Origin of the sequence: Gemmobacter aquarius (assembly GCF_003060865.1) — a bacterium.
In the GTDB taxonomy this organism is placed as follows: Bacteria; Pseudomonadota; Alphaproteobacteria; order Rhodobacterales; family Rhodobacteraceae; genus Paragemmobacter; species Paragemmobacter aquarius.
The window spans coordinates 2,943,499-2,957,726 of sequence record NZ_CP028918.1 but is presented as its reverse complement, the minus strand read 5'-3'; the positions used below and the strand labels follow the sequence as shown (position 1 = coordinate 2,957,726).

General features: G+C 66.3%; 10 protein-coding genes. 6 read left to right on the top strand and 4 right to left on the bottom strand.

Annotated features, from left to right (window positions below):
* Positions 1 to 14: 14 nt before the first annotated feature.
* The 4 genes from HYN69_RS14255 (at position 15) to HYN69_RS14240 (ending at position 6,904) form a co-directional block, all read left to right on the top strand.
* Complete coding sequence (locus HYN69_RS14255) at positions 15 to 932, top strand: type II secretion system F family protein (protein WP_108436322.1); 918 nt, start codon at positions 15 to 17, stop codon at positions 930 to 932.
* Positions 933 to 1,125: 193 nt separating this feature from the next.
* A complete protein-coding gene (locus HYN69_RS14250; protein WP_108436321.1) occupies positions 1,126 to 1,560 on the top strand; it encodes a GtrA family protein in 435 nt (144 codons plus the stop codon).
* Entirely contained in the window at positions 1,557 to 3,158 is a 1,602-nt protein-coding gene (locus HYN69_RS14245; RefSeq protein WP_108436320.1) for an NAD(P)/FAD-dependent oxidoreductase, read from the top strand. The genes HYN69_RS14250 and HYN69_RS14245 overlap by 4 nt, the downstream gene beginning before the upstream one ends.
* Positions 3,159 to 3,337: 179 nt before the next feature.
* Positions 3,338 to 6,904, top strand: coding sequence for a hydantoinase B/oxoprolinase family protein (locus HYN69_RS14240; protein WP_108436319.1), 3,567 nt, complete (start codon positions 3,338 to 3,340; stop codon positions 6,902 to 6,904).
* On the opposite strand, the gene HYN69_RS14235 is transcribed toward HYN69_RS14240, so the two are convergent.
* Complete coding sequence (locus tag HYN69_RS14235; RefSeq protein ID WP_108436318.1) at positions 6,901 to 7,437, bottom strand: NADPH-dependent FMN reductase; 537 nt, start codon at positions 7,435 to 7,437, stop codon at positions 6,901 to 6,903. The two genes, HYN69_RS14240 and HYN69_RS14235, sit on opposite strands and share 4 nt — an antisense overlap.
* Positions 7,438 to 7,703: 266 nt before the next feature.
* On the opposite strand from HYN69_RS14235, the gene smc reads away from it, so the two are divergent.
* Both smc and HYN69_RS14225 read left to right on the top strand, forming a co-directional pair.
* The gene (smc, locus tag HYN69_RS14230) at positions 7,704 to 11,159 is read left to right on the top strand and encodes a chromosome segregation protein SMC (RefSeq protein ID WP_108437232.1); all 3,456 of its coding nucleotides are present in this window, start codon (positions 7,704 to 7,706) and stop codon (positions 11,157 to 11,159) included.
* Positions 11,156 to 11,518, top strand: coding sequence for a hypothetical protein (locus HYN69_RS14225; protein WP_108436317.1), 363 nt, complete (start codon positions 11,156 to 11,158; stop codon positions 11,516 to 11,518). Before smc ends, HYN69_RS14225 begins: the two co-directional genes overlap by 4 nt.
* A gap of 38 nt (positions 11,519 to 11,556) precedes the next feature.
* On the opposite strand, the gene HYN69_RS14220 is transcribed toward HYN69_RS14225, so the two are convergent.
* The 3 genes from HYN69_RS14220 to cbiB form a co-directional block, all read right to left on the bottom strand.
* Positions 11,557 to 12,099, bottom strand: coding sequence for a hypothetical protein (locus HYN69_RS14220; protein ID WP_108436316.1), 543 nt, complete (start codon positions 12,097 to 12,099; stop codon positions 11,557 to 11,559).
* Positions 12,096 to 13,235 carry a lytic murein transglycosylase gene (locus HYN69_RS14215; protein ID WP_230426429.1) on the bottom strand — a complete coding sequence of 380 codons (1,140 nt, stop codon included), beginning with the start codon at positions 13,233 to 13,235 and terminating at the stop codon, positions 12,096 to 12,098. Before HYN69_RS14215 ends, HYN69_RS14220 begins: the two co-directional genes overlap by 4 nt.
* Before the next feature lie 93 nt (positions 13,236 to 13,328).
* A complete protein-coding gene (gene cbiB, locus HYN69_RS14210; protein WP_108437231.1) occupies positions 13,329 to 14,228 on the bottom strand; it encodes an adenosylcobinamide-phosphate synthase CbiB in 900 nt (299 codons plus the stop codon).

Genomic DNA, 14,228 nt, shown 5'->3' with positions numbered 1-14,228 from the left:
GGGCACGCCGGTCCATGAACGAAAACCTGATCTACCTCGCCGTCTTTGCAGCCGTGGCCTTGGTCGCCTTTTCCATGCTGACCGTCCTGTTGCGAAACCGCGACATCGCCCGCAACATCGAGGCGGCGACCACGCAGCGCGCTTCGGTCGGCGATATCTTCTCGACCGACAACGAAAAGCTCAGCCACTATTTCAACATCCAGAACAAGGCCCAGCCCGACAGTCTGGAAATGAAGCTGATCGCGGCGGGTTTCATGGGCGCCGGTGCGCCGCGCACCTTTCACATCCTGCGCCTTGTTACAGTCGTCGTGGTGATGGTGGGCATGCGAAGCCTGATCGTTCGCCTGTTTCCCGACACGAACCCTGCCGCCACCGTCCTGATGGCCGCGATCTTCGGCGGGGTATCCTTCATCCTGTGCAGCGCGGTGCTCGACTATTACGTGAACAAGACCGAAATCCAGAACCGCAAACTCTTTCCCGATTTCATGGACATGCTGATCGTCTGCGTCGACGCTGGCCTGTCTATCGAAGCCGCAATCGACCGCGTCGCGCGCGAATTCCTTGCCACCAAGCCCGTCTTCGGCACCCACCTTGCGATCATCAGCCTCGAAGTCCGCGCCGGTCGCCCCTTGCACGACGCGCTGACCAACTTTTCCGTCCGCGTCCGGCTGGAAGAGGCCCGCACCCTTGCCACCCTGTTCCGCCAAAGCCAGGAACTTGGCGCAAGCGTGGTGCGGACCCTTCGCACCTATTCCAAAGAGATGCGCCAGATGCGCCTGCTGCGGGCGGAAGAAAAGGCCAACTCCTTGCCGATCAAGATGCTGTTCCCCATGGCGATCTTCCTGTTTCCGGTGAACCTGATCATCGTGATCGTGCCGATCCTGATCACCGTTGTCGAACTTCTGGGCAACATGCGCCCGCCGGGCGTCTGACGGCCGCCACCGCGCAGGATGCACCTTGGCCACAGTCGGCGGCACAATTCACCGCCGCACGTCGCCATTGTTGCGCGAAAGGTGGTCGCTTTCTATCCTTGGTCGCAATCGTCGCCAGCAGAGCGCGAAAAAGGAGAGCAGTCTTGAAGGTGTCAGCGCCGTATCCGGCCCAGCATCAGCCCCTGTCCGGCTGATGTTTCACAGATTCCTGCTGTGTTCCGGCCTTGCGGCCGCGGTCAATCTGGCCGTCGGCTACGTGCTTTATGCCGTGCTCGGGTATTCCCAGGGCTGGCAATACGGCCTGTCGGTGGCATTCGCCTTCCTGTCGGGCATGGGCGTCAGCTTCTTTCTCAACCGCCGCTTCACCTTTGAACCCTCGGGGCGGCTCACGCGGTCGGAAGCCATCGACTTCTTCGCCGTCTCGGTCGGTGGCCTCGCGATCACCACCTCGCTCGCGCAATACCTGCGGACCCATATGCCCGCCCTCGACCCGCATCTCCCGCCCGAGGCGCTGGCCCATGTCGGCGCGGTCGGGCTGACCGCGATCTACTCTTTCCTCGCGCATAAATACGTCAGTTTCCGCCATGCGCGCCGCCCGCATGACGCCGATAAAGGGTTCCCGCAATGACCACCCCCACCCAAGGACGCACCGCCGTCATCATCGGCGCAGGCCCCGCAGGCCTGACCGCCGCGCATGAATTCGTCACCCGCTCGGGCATCAAACCCGTGCTGATCGAGGCCGACACCCAAGTCGGCGGCATCAGCCGGACGGTGAATTACAAGGGCAACCGCATCGACATCGGCGGCCATCGCTTCTTTTCCAAATCCGACCGCGTGATGGACTGGTGGGCCAATGTCCTGCCGCTGCAATCCATGCACGAAGACGCCTCGTCGCTGACCATCAGCTACCAGAACAAGCACCGCAGCATCGACAACCCCACCGGCGGGGCCGACCCTGCGCTGACCGATGATGTCATGCTGGTGCGCCCCCGCGTGTCGCGCATCCTCTACCTGCGGCAGTTCTTCGACTACCCGATCAAGTTCAGCCTCGCCACGCTGGCGGGCCTTGGCCTGTGGCGCAGCACCAAGATCTTCTTCAGCTACGCCCGCGCCCGCATCCTGCCGATCCGCCCCGAACGGTCCTTGCGCGATTTCATCATCAACCGCTTCGGGGCCGAGCTTTATGCCACCTTCTTCCGCGACTACACCGAAAAGGTCTGGGGTGTCCCGTGCGAGGATATCCCCGCCGAATGGGGCGCGCAGCGCATCAAGGGCCTCTCGATCACCGCCCTTCTGAAGAATGCCCTCCGCAAGCTGAAACCGCAAAGCGCCACGATCTCGCAGCGCAATGTCGAAACCAGCCTGATCGAGCGTTTCCTTTACCCCAAACACGGCCCCGGCCAGCTTTGGGAAAAGGTCGCATCCGGTGTAACCGCCAAGGGCGGCGAATTGCACATGCAAACCCGCGTCACCGCCGTGCATCATGACGGCTCGCGCGTTACCGCCATCGACGTCACCGATGCGTCGGGCGAACAGCGCACCATCACCGGTGATTACTTCTTTTCCACCATGCCCGTGCGCGACCTGCTGCAAGGCCTGATCCCGCCCGCCCCCGCAGCGGTGCAGGCAGTGTCCGATGGCCTGACCTACCGCGACTTCATCACCGTGGGCGTGCTGTTGAAACGCATCAAGCTGAACGGCGGCGCGACTGCGGCCAACCTTTACGACCGCGTGCCCGACAACTGGATCTACGTGCAGGAACCCGATGTGAAGGTGGGCCGCATCCAGATCTTCAACAACTGGAGCCCCTATCTGGTGGCCAACCCCGACGACATCTGGATCGGACTGGAATACTTCGTCAACGAAGGCGACGACATCTGGTCGATGCCCGATGCCGACCTGACCCGTTTCGCGGTCGAAGAACTCGCCAAACTCGGTGTCTCGGACCCCGATGATGTGAAAGACGCCGTCGTTGTCCGCACGCTGAAAGCCTATCCCGCCTATTTCGGCAGCTACGACCGCTTCGACGAAGTGCGCGACTACATGAACCGCTTCGAAAACCTGTTCCTCGTCGGCAGGAACGGCATGCACCGCTACAACAATCAGGATCATTCCATGCTGACCGCCATGGTCGCCGTCGACGGCATCCTCGAAGGCCGCGACACCCATGCCGAATTGTGGGAAATCAACACCGAACAGGAATACCACGAGGCGAAGAAAGACTGACCGATCGGCAAGCGGCGCGCCTCTGGCAGGTGTCGGCCAATGAGTATTTAAGACAAGGATGAACAAGGGCGCTCGGCATTGTGCTTCACCTTTGCCCAAATACTCATTTTGCAGCGGCGCAGCGTTGACTCGGGCTGTCGTTTGCCCGACCCAAGGGCAGGCGGCAAAATGAGGGTTTCATGTCGGGCGCGTGGGAATTCTGGATCGACCGTGGCGGCACCTTTACCGATGTGGTCGCCCGCAGCCCTGACGGGGGGATAAGCACGCGCAAACTGCTGTCGGAAAACCCCGAACGCTACCCCGATGCTGCCGTGCAGGGCATCCGCGACACGCTGGGCCTCGGGCCGGATGATCCGCTGCCCGCCAATGCCATCGCCGCCGTCAAGATGGGCACCACCGTCGCCACCAACGCGCTTCTGGAACGCAAGGGCGAGCGGGTGCTCCTGCTTATAACCCAAGGCTTCCGCGACCTGCTGCGCATCGGCACGCAGGCTCGCCCTGCGCTGTTCGACCTGCACATCAAGCGCCCCGATCTGCTGTATGAACAGGTGGCCGAGGTTCCCGAACGCCTTGATGCCGCGGGTGAAATCGTCACCCCGCTGGATGAACCCGCCACCCTCGCCGCGCTTGCCGCCGCCCATGCCGCAGGCATCCGCGCTGTGGCCGTGGCCCTTCTGCACGGCTACATCAACCCCGCGCATGAGGTGCGGATCGGCGAGATCGCGGCCGAGATCGGCTTCACCCAGTTCTCGCTCTCGCATCAGGTCAGCCGTCTGGCCAAACTCGTGGGGCGCGGCGATACCACCGTGGTCGATGCCTACCTGTCCCCCATCCTGCGCCGCTATGTCGGCCAAGTAGAAGCCGCACTCGACATCGGCACCGCCACGGGACGGCTTTTGTTCATGCAATCGAACGGCGGCCTGACCGAAGCCGCCCGCTTTCAGGGCAAGGACGCCATCCTGTCCGGCCCCGCAGGCGGCATCGTCGGCATGGTCCGCACCGCCACCGCCGCAGGTTTCGACCGGCTGATCGGCTTTGACATGGGCGGCACCTCGACCGATGTCAGCCATTACGCAGGCGTTTACGAACGCTCCTTCGAGACCGAGGTGGCAGGCGTACGGATGCGCGCGCCGATGATGGATATCCACACTGTCGCGGCAGGGGGCGGATCGATCTGCACCTTTCGCGACGGGCGCTTTCAGGTCGGCCCCGAAAGTGCCGGCGCAAACCCCGGCCCCGCCTGCTACCGTCGCGGCGGCCCGCTGACCGTGACCGATTGCAACGTGCTTCTGGGCCGCCTGTCGCCTGCCCATTTCCCCGCCGTCTTCGGCCCGAACGGCGACGAACCGCTCGACGTGATCGCCGTGCGCGACAGTTTCCGCGATCTTGGCGAACAGGTCGCCGCCGCCACCGGCCAGCACCTGACACCCGAAGCCATGGCGACCGGCTTCCTGCGCATCGCCATCGACAACATGGCCAACGCGATCAAGAAGATCAGCGTCCAGCGCGGCCATGATGTGACCGGCTACACCCTGCAATGCTTTGGCGGGGCAGGGGGCCAGCATGCCTGCGGCGTGGCCGATGCGCTGGGCATGACCCGCGTGTTCCTGCATCCTCTGGCGGGCGTGCTGTCGGCCTATGGCATGGGTCTGGCCGACATACGCGCCCTGCATCAGGCGCAGTTCGACGCCCCCCTCACCGCCGACGCCGCCCCGACGGTCGCCCGCCTGCAAGCGCAGGCCCGCGCCGACCTTGCCGCCCAAGGCATCAGCGCCCCCCGCTTCGAGACCCGCGCCCACCTGCGCTATGACGGGTCGCACCAACCGCTCGAGGTGCCCTACGGCCCGCCCGCCGCGATGCAAGCGGCCTTCGAGGCAGCCCACCTTGCCCGCTTCGGCTTCATCTCGCCCGAGCGCGGGTTGCTTTACGAAATGCTCGCGGTCGAAGCGATCGGCGGCGGCTCGCCCTTGCCCGAAACACCCCTCGCTCCTTGCGAAACCCGCGCCAAGGCGGTCTTGCCGGTCTGGGCAGACGGCTGGTGCGACGTGCCGCTTTACGACCGTGCCACCCTTGGCGCAGGGGCCACGCTCGCCGGCCCCGCCATCATCACCGAACAGACCGGAACGGTGGTGGTCGAGGCCGGATGGTCCGCCCGCGTCGATCCAAACGCCAACCTGATCCTCGAACGCCAATCCCCCATCGCCCGCACACCCGCCGCTGGAACGCAGGCCGATCCCGTGCTGCTCGAGGTGTTCAACAACCTCTTCATGTCCATTGCCGACCAGATGGGCGCCACGCTCGCCAATACCGCTTGGTCGGTCAACATCAAGGAGCGCTTGGACTTTTCCTGCGCCATCTTCGATGCGGCGGGCGATCTGGTGGCCAATGCCCCGCACGTTCCGGTGCATCTGGGGTCGATGTCGCATGCGGTCAAAACCGTCATGGCCGAAACCGCCGCCAGTTTGCGCGATGGCGATGCCTATATGCTGAACTCGCCCTACAACGGCGGCACGCACCTGCCTGACGTGACCGTGATCACGCCTGTCTTCGTGGCCGGAAAACCCGCCTTCTGGCTCGGCTCGCGCGGGCACCATGCCGATATCGGCGGACGCACCCCCGGATCATCCCCGCCCGACAGCCGCAGCATCACCGAAGAAGGCGTGCTGATCGACGTCTTCCCCCTTGTCCAGGCTGGCAAGCTGAACGAGGCCGCGACCCGCAGCCTGTTGCTCTCCGGAGCCTATCCCTGCCGCGCCATAGACCAGAACATGGCCGACCTGAAAGCCCAGATCGCCGCCAACGAAACCGGACGGCGCGAGCTTTTGCGCGTGGTCGAAAGCTACGGGGCAGGGGGCGTCGCCGCCTATATGGGCCACGTGCAAAGGAACGCCGAAGAAAGCGTCCGGCAAGTGATCGACACCCTGTCGGACGGTGAATTCACTTATCCGATGGACATCGGCACCGAAATCCGCGTCCGCGTCACGGTCGACCGCGCCGCCCGCAGTGCCACGGTCGATTTCACCGGAACATCCGCCCAGCACACGGGCAATTACAATGCGCCCCAGGCCGTGACCCGCGCCGTGGTGCTTTACGTCTTCCGCACCCTCGTCGGCAAAGCCATCCCCCTGAACGAAGGCTGCCTGCGCCCGCTGACCATCATCGTCCCCTCGGGCACGATGCTGAACCCGAACGCGCCCGCCGCCGTGATCGCTGGCAATACCGAGGTGTCGCAGGCCGCCTGCAATGCGCTTTACGGCGCGCTCGGCACCATGGCCTGTTCGCAGGCGACGATGAACAACTTCGTCTGGGGCAACGACCGCTTCCAGAATTACGAAACCATCGCGGGCGGCACAGGGGCAGGCCCCGGCTTTGCGGGCTGCGACGCGGTGCAAAGCCACATGACCAACACCCGCATGACCGACCCCGAGATCCTTGAAAAACGCTTCCCCGTCCGGCTGGAAACCTTTGGCATCCGCGCCGGATCGGGCGGCAGCGGCACATGGCAGGGCGGCAATGGCGCGGTGCGGCGGATGCGGTTTCTCGAACCCGTCACCGTCACCACGCTTTGCTCCAGCCGCATCGTCGCCCCCTTCGGCGGGGCAGGCGGCGGGGCAGGTGCATTGGGGGAAAACCGCGTGATCTGGCCCGATGGCAGGGTCGAGGTGCTGAAAGGCAACGATGAACGCGACCTGCCCGCAGGCGCGGTCTTCGAGATGCTCACCCCCGGCGGCGGCGGCTGGGGCTAACGCTCGGCCTCGGCCCGCAAGACCTGCATCAGCTCGGTCAAGACCTTGACGTTGCGCTCGTCCTTCAGCCGCCCGTCCTCGTCGAATGCGGCACGCGAATTCGCGATCATCACCTCGGGGCCGGTGACCAGACGCGGACGGAACGGCGTCAGGCACAGGCGCAGCGCGAATTGCGACCGGTCGCCCCCCGCCCGCCCGTCAGCCGCGGACATGATGGCAACCGGCTTGTCGCGCCAAGCTGCCCCCGGCACGCGGCTCACCCAATCGAGCGCGTTCTTGAGGCCCCCCGGCACCGCCTTGTTGTATTCCGGCGTGGCGATCACGATGGCATCGGCCGCCACGATCTGCCCGTGCAGAGCCGCCGCCTCGGGCGGAAACCCCTCGGCGATCTCGAGGTCCTCGTCGAACAGCGGCATGCGGATATGCCCCTCGGCATGCTCCGCCTCGCCAAAGACGCGCCGCGCCTCGGCCAGCAAAAGCCGGTTCGTGGAACCGGCCCGCAACGCGCCGCAAATGCCAAGCAAGGTGATCATGCCCGAAGCGTGACCGCTCCTCCGCCACCGGTCAAGAGCGGAGTTTGACGCAAACTCCGCGCCGGAATTTGACACAAATTCCGCTGGCCACCCGCGCACCACCGATTTCTGCGTCAGAAATCGTCGCGGAATTTGCGTCAAATTCCGCCCTGTGGCCCCAACATCTTGGGGATAAGCCGCGCAACCCGCCCATATAGCGGGGCGCAATGGTTGACTTGGCTCCCGTCTGGCCGGACCATATGACATCGGGAATCAAGGACACCCCTTTGCGCTTCACCCGCCTCCGGCTCAACGGCTTCAAAAGCTTCGTCGACCCCACGGATCTGGTGATCCACGATGGGCTGACCGGCGTTGTCGGCCCGAACGGCTGCGGCAAGTCAAACCTCTTGGAAGCCCTGCGCTGGGTCATGGGCGAAAACCGCCCCACCGCGATGCGCGGCGGCGGGATGGAGGATGTGATCTTTGCCGGTGCCGCCACGCGCGGTGCGCGCCACTTCGCCGAAGTGGCGCTGGTGATCGACAATCAGGACCGTCTCGCCCCGTCAGGTTTCAACGAGGCCGACCAGATCGAGATCATCCGCCGCATCACCCGCGATGCCGGTTCCGCCTACAAGGCCAACGCGCGGGACGTGCGCGCCCGCGATGTGCAGATGCTGTTTGCCGATGCCTCGACCGGCAGCCATTCGCCCGCCCTCGTGCGGCAGGGCCAGATTTCCGAACTGATCAACGCAAAACCCAAATCCCGCCGCCGCGTGCTGGAAGAAGCCGCAGGAATTTCCGGCCTTTACGCCCGCCGCCATGAAGCCGAACTCAAACTGCAAGGCGCGGAACATAACCTGACCCGCGTCGACGATGTGCTCGAAACCCTCGCGCAGCAACTCTCGACCCTGACCCGTCAGGCCAGACAGGCCGCCCGCTACCGCGAGATCGGCGAAGACCTGCGCCGCGCCGAGGGGATGCTGCTCTACCGCCGCTGGCGCGAGGCCGAAATCGCGCGGGCCGAGGCGGAAAGTGCGCTGCGCGACCGCCTCGTCGCCGCATCGCAGGCCGAAAGCGCGGCCCGCGCTGCCGGCAAGGCCCGCGAAGCCCGCGAAGACGCGCTTCCCGCCAAGCGCGAGGAAGAGGCGATTGCCTCGGCCGTGCTGCAACGCCTGACCGTGCAGCGCGACGCGCTGGGCGATCAGGAGGCCCGCGCCCGCCAGATGATCGAAACCCTGCGCGGCCGCATCGACCAGTTGACCCGCGACATGGAGCGCGAGGCCGGTCTGAACCGCGACGCGGGCGAAACCATCGGACGGCTGGAATGGGAGATCGAACAGCTCGCCCGCGCCAGCGACGGCCAAGACGACCGCCTTGCCGAAGCCGCCGAAGTGGCGCGCGAAGCCGGTGCCCTGCTGTCGGACCGCGAAACCCTGCTCGCCCAAGCCACCGAGGATTCGGCCCGCCTCGCCGCCCGCCACCAATCGGCGCAGCGCATGCTGTCCGACACCCGCGCCACGCTCGACCGCGCCGAAACGCAGGCGGCGACCGCCCGCGAAACCGTCGACACCGCGACCGAAGCCCTGACCGCCGCCGCCGAAGCCTATGACGCCGCGACCGAGGCGCAGGAATCCGCCGCCGACCTTGCCGAACGCGCCGAGGATACGCTGGCCGCAGCCGAAGCCGCCCGCGCCGAAACCCAAAGCCGCGAAGCCGAAGCCCGCGCCGCCCGCTCCTCCGCCGAGGGCGAGGCCAACGCCCTGCGCGCCGAAGTCGCCGCCCTAGCCAGACTTGTCGACCGCGAGGCACTGGCCGGATCGCAACTGCTCGACCGCCTCACCGTCACGCCGGGTTATGAAAAGGCGCTTGGTGCCGCCCTCGCCGATGACCTGCGCGCGCCCGAAATCGACGCCGCCGCGCGTTCCGGCTGGGCCTCTCTTGCACCGTACGACCACAGCCAGCCCCTTCCCGCAGGCGCAAGCCCGCTTTCCGCCCATGTCACCGCCCCCGCCGTTCTGGCCCGCCGCCTGTCGCAGATCGGCCTTATATCCCGCGACCAAGGCGCCGCGCTGCAAGCGGCTCTCTTGCCGGGTCAACGTCTCGTCAGCGCCGAAGGCGACCTGTGGCGCTGGGACGGGTTCCGTGCCGGTGCCGAAGACGCACCATCGGCCGCCGCCCTGCGCCTGCAACAACTCAACCGCCTCGTGCAGCTGAAGCGCGACCTCGAAGACGTCGCCGCCCGTGCCGATGGCGCACGCCAGGCCCATGAATCGCTGCAAGCCCGCCTGTCCGATCTTGCCCGCGCCGACCAGATGGCCCGCGATGCCCGCCGCGCCGCCGATGCCCGCGTGACCGAAGCAAACCGCGCCGCCAGCAGGGCCGAGGCCGACCGCTCCATCGCCGCCGGAAAGCTGGAAGCCGCCACCCTCGCCGTCTCGCGCTATGAGGACGAGGCGATGTCCGCCCGCGCCCGCCTGCGCGAGGCCGAAGCGCAGGCCGCCGAACTTCCGAACCTCGACGCCGCCCGCAACGCCGTCGAAGCCGCCCGCGTGGCCGTCGAAGCCGCCCGCCTTGCCATGCTCACCCGCCGCTCGGCGCATGACGAACTCCGCCGCGAAGGCGAAGCCCGCGTGCGGCGGCGGCAAGAGGCGGTCAAGGAACTGTCGGGCTGGAAGCACCGCCTTGAAACCGCCGAACGCCGCATTGCCGAACTGGCCGAACGCAAAGCCGAAACGACCGAAGAACTGGCCGAAGCCAGCGCCGCCCCCGAAGAAATCGCCATCAAGCGCGAGGAGTTGGCCGAAGCCATCGACGCCGCCGAAGCCCGCCGCCGTGCCGCCGTCGAAACCTTGGCCGCAGCCGAAGCCGCCCTTCGCGCAGCCCAAGACGCCGAACGCGACGCCGAACGCTCGGCAGGCGAGGCCCGCGAAGCCCGCGCCCGCGCCGAAGCCCGCGCCGATGCCGCCCGCGAAACCGTCGCCTACGGCGCCGAACGCATCCTCGAGGAAACCGAAGCCACCCCCGAACAACTGCTCAGCACGCTAGCCACCGACCCCGACAAGATGCCCGACGCCGAAACGCTGGACGCCGAGGTGAACCGCCTGAAACGCCAGCGCGAAGCCTTGGGCGCGGTCAACCTGCGGGCGGAAGAAGACGCGAAAACCGTCTCGGAAGAATACGACACGCTGGCCCGCGAAAAGATCGACCTCGAAGAGGCGATCAAGAAACTGCGCTCGGGCATCGCAGGGTTGAACAAAGAGGGCCGCGAACGCCTGCTGACCGCCTTTGAACAGGTCAACGCCAATTTCTCGACGCTCTTCACCCACCTGTTCGGCGGCGGCGAAGCCCGCCTCGTGCTGGTCGAATCCGACGACCCGTTGGAAGCTGGCCTTGAAATCATGTGCCAACCGCCCGGCAAGAAACTCGCCACCCTGTCGCTTCTCTCGGGCGGCGAGCAGACCCTGACGGCGCTTGCGCTGATCTTCGGCGTCTTCCTCGCCAACCCCGCGCCGATCTGCGTGCTCGACGAAGTCGACGCCCCGCTAGATGATGCCAACGTCACCCGTTTCTGCGACATGCTGGATGAAATGACCCGCCGCACCGACACGCGCTTTCTGGTCATCACCCACCACGCGGTGACGATGGCGCGGATGGACCGGCTGTTCGGCGTTACGATGCAGGAACAGGGTGTGAGCCAACTCGTGTCCGTCGATTTGAAAAAAGCCGAGGCTCTGGTCGCGTGACGCTCGAAGACCTCGCCCAAGCCCTGACCCGCGCAGGCTTCGCCGGTGTCGAACTGGCCCCGCCCCTGGTCTATGCGCGGGGCGATGGCCCCTCGGCCCCCGAATTCACCGCAACGCTGGCCGATGGCGTGCTGCTGACCCAACGCTTCGACGTCCGCGCCCCCGAAGCGGCCCTGTCCGACTGGAAGATCAGCCAAAGGGGCCGCCTGTCCATTGTGAACGGGGAAACCCATCTGACGCTGCTGGTGCCGGAACCCGACCTTGCCTTGGCCCTGCCGGTCTGGCGCGGCCTGATGCAGGCGGCGTCAAAAGCCGCGGTATCTTGGCGGCGCGGGCAGCGCCCCTTGCACGGGATGTAACGGGGCGACCCAAGGTGCGCGGCGACCGCGCACCCTACTCAGACCTTGCGCAGCACATCCCCCAGCGTGACCACCCCGTCGCGTTCGATGGAACACAGCACCCCGCGCAGCCGCAATTCGGGGTGGCCTGCTGCCGTCACCCAATCCTTCGCATCCTGCCCGTAACGCACCTTCCACTTCACGCAGGCATCGTTGAAGACGGACGACACCCGCAACAGCGCCGTTCCGCATTCCAGCAACGTCCCCTCCGGCAGGTTCGCCAGCGAGGTTTCGAGGTCCGCGATGATCGTATCTCCCGGATGCGGTGCCGCATCCCCCTCGTGCCAGACCAGATCGAGCACGCGCTTGGGCAGGATCGACACCTGTATCGCCGGATCGCCCGTTCCATCCGGCAATTTCAGCCAAGGCGCCTTGGCCCAACGCTCGCCGGGGATTCCCCCCGCCCGCGTCATCTCCAGCCGCTCGGGAAACGCGCGCTGCCCGTAATCGGGCCGAAAGCACAGTTGCAACACCGGGGCGGCATCGCGCGGCGCAGCCAGCACATGCGGCAGCGCCGCCATCAATTCGGACGTGGTCTTCATAGCCGCTCCAACAGGTCCATCGTCGGCCAGGCATCGGCGGGCAGGCCAAGCCGCGTTTGCTCTTTTTGCACCGCGATCCGGGTCGAGGCCCCCAGTATCCCGTCGATCTTGCCCACGTCATGCCCCCGCGCCGCCAGCTTTTCCTGCAAGGCCTTCATCGCCTCGACCGGCAGCGCCGGATCGGGGTTTCCCGCCTGATAGGGTTCGGCCCCCATCAGCCGCGTGGCGAAATAGGCCGCCGTGGTCACATAGACGAAGCTCTTGTTCCAGTTGAACAAAACCGAGAAATTCGGATAGGCGAGGAAGGCCGGACCCTTGCGCCCCTGCGGCAGCAGGATCGACGCGGGCAAGCCCCCCGCCACCACGCCGCCACGCACCTGCACCCCCATCGCCGCCCATTGCTCGGCCGAAAGCTGGGTATCCAGCCCCGTCAACTCCCAGTCGAAACTGTCGGGCAGGATCACCTCTTGCAACCACGGCTCGCCCGCCCGCCAGCCATGGCTTGCCAGCAGTTTCGCCCCCGACAGGATGGCATCCGGAACCGAGGTTTTCAGCGTCACCAGCCCGTCGCCATCCCCGTCGACCCCCAGCGCCAGAATGTCGCCGGGCAGCATCTGCACCATGCCGATCTCGCCCGCCCAAGCGCCTTGGGTATCCAGATCGAACTCGCCCAGCCCATGCATCTTGACCGCCGCCAGCACCTGCGGGCGGAACAGGTCGGGCCGTCTGCAATCATGCGCCAGCGTGACCAGCGCGTTCCTTGTGTTGAAATCGCCCTGCACCGCGCCAAAATCGGTCTCAAAGGCCCAGAACGCCAGCAAGATCCCCCGCGACACGCCATATTCCTGCTCGGCCCGCGCAAAGACATCGCCATAGCGGCTCGCGTTGGCGATGCCCTTCTCCAGACGGTCGCCCGAGATCAGGTTTTGCGAAAACTCCAGAAAGCTCTTGCGAAATACCCCCTGCGAGCGGTCGGCCTTTATCACTCGGGCATCGGGTTTTGCACCGTCAAAGAACCGCTCGACCGTCGCCTGATCCTCGCCTGCCGCAATCGCCTCGGCCTTCACGCCGCTCAGCCACTGGCCGAAATCGCCACCACATTCGGCAGCAAGCACGGGGCTCGCCACTGTCGTCATCAAGGCAAAACAAAGGGCGCGCATAAGGCCTCGCTATCGCTGGAACAACCGGCAGGTTATGCGGGCCGCGCAGTCAGGGCAACCGCGCAGCGGTCAGAAAAGCGCGAGCAGCAGCGTGATCCCCAGCATCCCGCCCCATACCCGCCACAGCGCCCCGCAGGCGGCATCGATGTCATCCGGCCCCGCATCGCGCCGCCCCTCGGCCCAGACCCAAGGGAATTCGCGCATCTCGCCATGGTAGGACCGCGGCCCCGACAGCGCGACCCCCAGCACGGGGGCCATCGCCGCCTCGGGCCAACCGGCATTGGGTGACCGGTGCAAGGGGGCATCGCGCAAGATCGGGCGCGGGTCCAGCCAGCCATGCGTCAGCGCGATCAACAGCGCCGTCAACCGCGCCGGGATAAGGTTCAGCAGGTCATCGAACCGCGCCGCCGCCCAGCCGAATTCCTCATACCGTGGCGTGCGGTGGCCGATCATCGAATCGGCCGTATTCGCCACCTTGTAAAGCACCAGCGCAGGCAGACCGCCGACCAGAAACCAGAAGGCCGGCGCAATCACCCCGTCCGACAGGTTTTCGGCAGCACTTTCGATCGCCGCGCGCGACACGCCCGCCTCGTCCAGCCCCGCCACGTCACGCCCGACGATCATCGACACCGCCCTGCGCCCCCCTGCCAGAGACAGCCGTAACGCATCGCCCACCGCCTGCACATGTTGCACCAGCGACCGCTGCGCCAGCAGGATCGCCGCCGCAATCACCTCGAGCACCCCGCCATCCGGCACGGCATGGATGATCCATCCCAAGGCCAGCGCCCCAAGGCCCAGCCCCAGCATCGCCACCACGCCCTTCAGCCGCCGCTGCCCGCCCCGGTTCAACCGCGCCTCGGCAAAGCCAACCGCGCGCCCCATCAGCACGGCAGGGTGCGGAAAGCGGTCCCACAGCCACTTCGGCTCGCCCAGGGCCGCATCAAGCAGCAGGGCAGGGACCAGCAACAG

What these genes read in the sequence shown, in the direction of transcription:
- HYN69_RS14255 (WP_108436322.1), top strand. Translation starts at nt 15, where the DNA reads ATGAACGAAAACCTGATCTACCTCGCCGTCTTTGCAGCCGTGGCCTTG.
- HYN69_RS14250 (WP_108436321.1), top strand. Translation starts at nt 1,126, where the DNA reads ATGTTTCACAGATTCCTGCTGTGTTCCGGCCTTGCGGCCGCGGTCAAT.
- HYN69_RS14245 (WP_108436320.1), top strand. Translation starts at nt 1,557, where the DNA reads ATGACCACCCCCACCCAAGGACGCACCGCCGTCATCATCGGCGCAGGC.
- HYN69_RS14240 (WP_108436319.1), top strand. Translation starts at nt 3,338, where the DNA reads ATGTCGGGCGCGTGGGAATTCTGGATCGACCGTGGCGGCACCTTTACC.
- HYN69_RS14235 (WP_108436318.1), bottom strand. Translation starts at nt 7,437, where the DNA reads ATGATCACCTTGCTTGGCATTTGCGGCGCGTTGCGGGCCGGTTCCACG.
- HYN69_RS14220 (WP_108436316.1), bottom strand. Translation starts at nt 12,099, where the DNA reads ATGAAGACCACGTCCGAATTGATGGCGGCGCTGCCGCATGTGCTGGCT.
- HYN69_RS14215 (WP_230426429.1), bottom strand. Translation starts at nt 13,235, where the DNA reads ATGACGACAGTGGCGAGCCCCGTGCTTGCTGCCGAATGTGGTGGCGAT.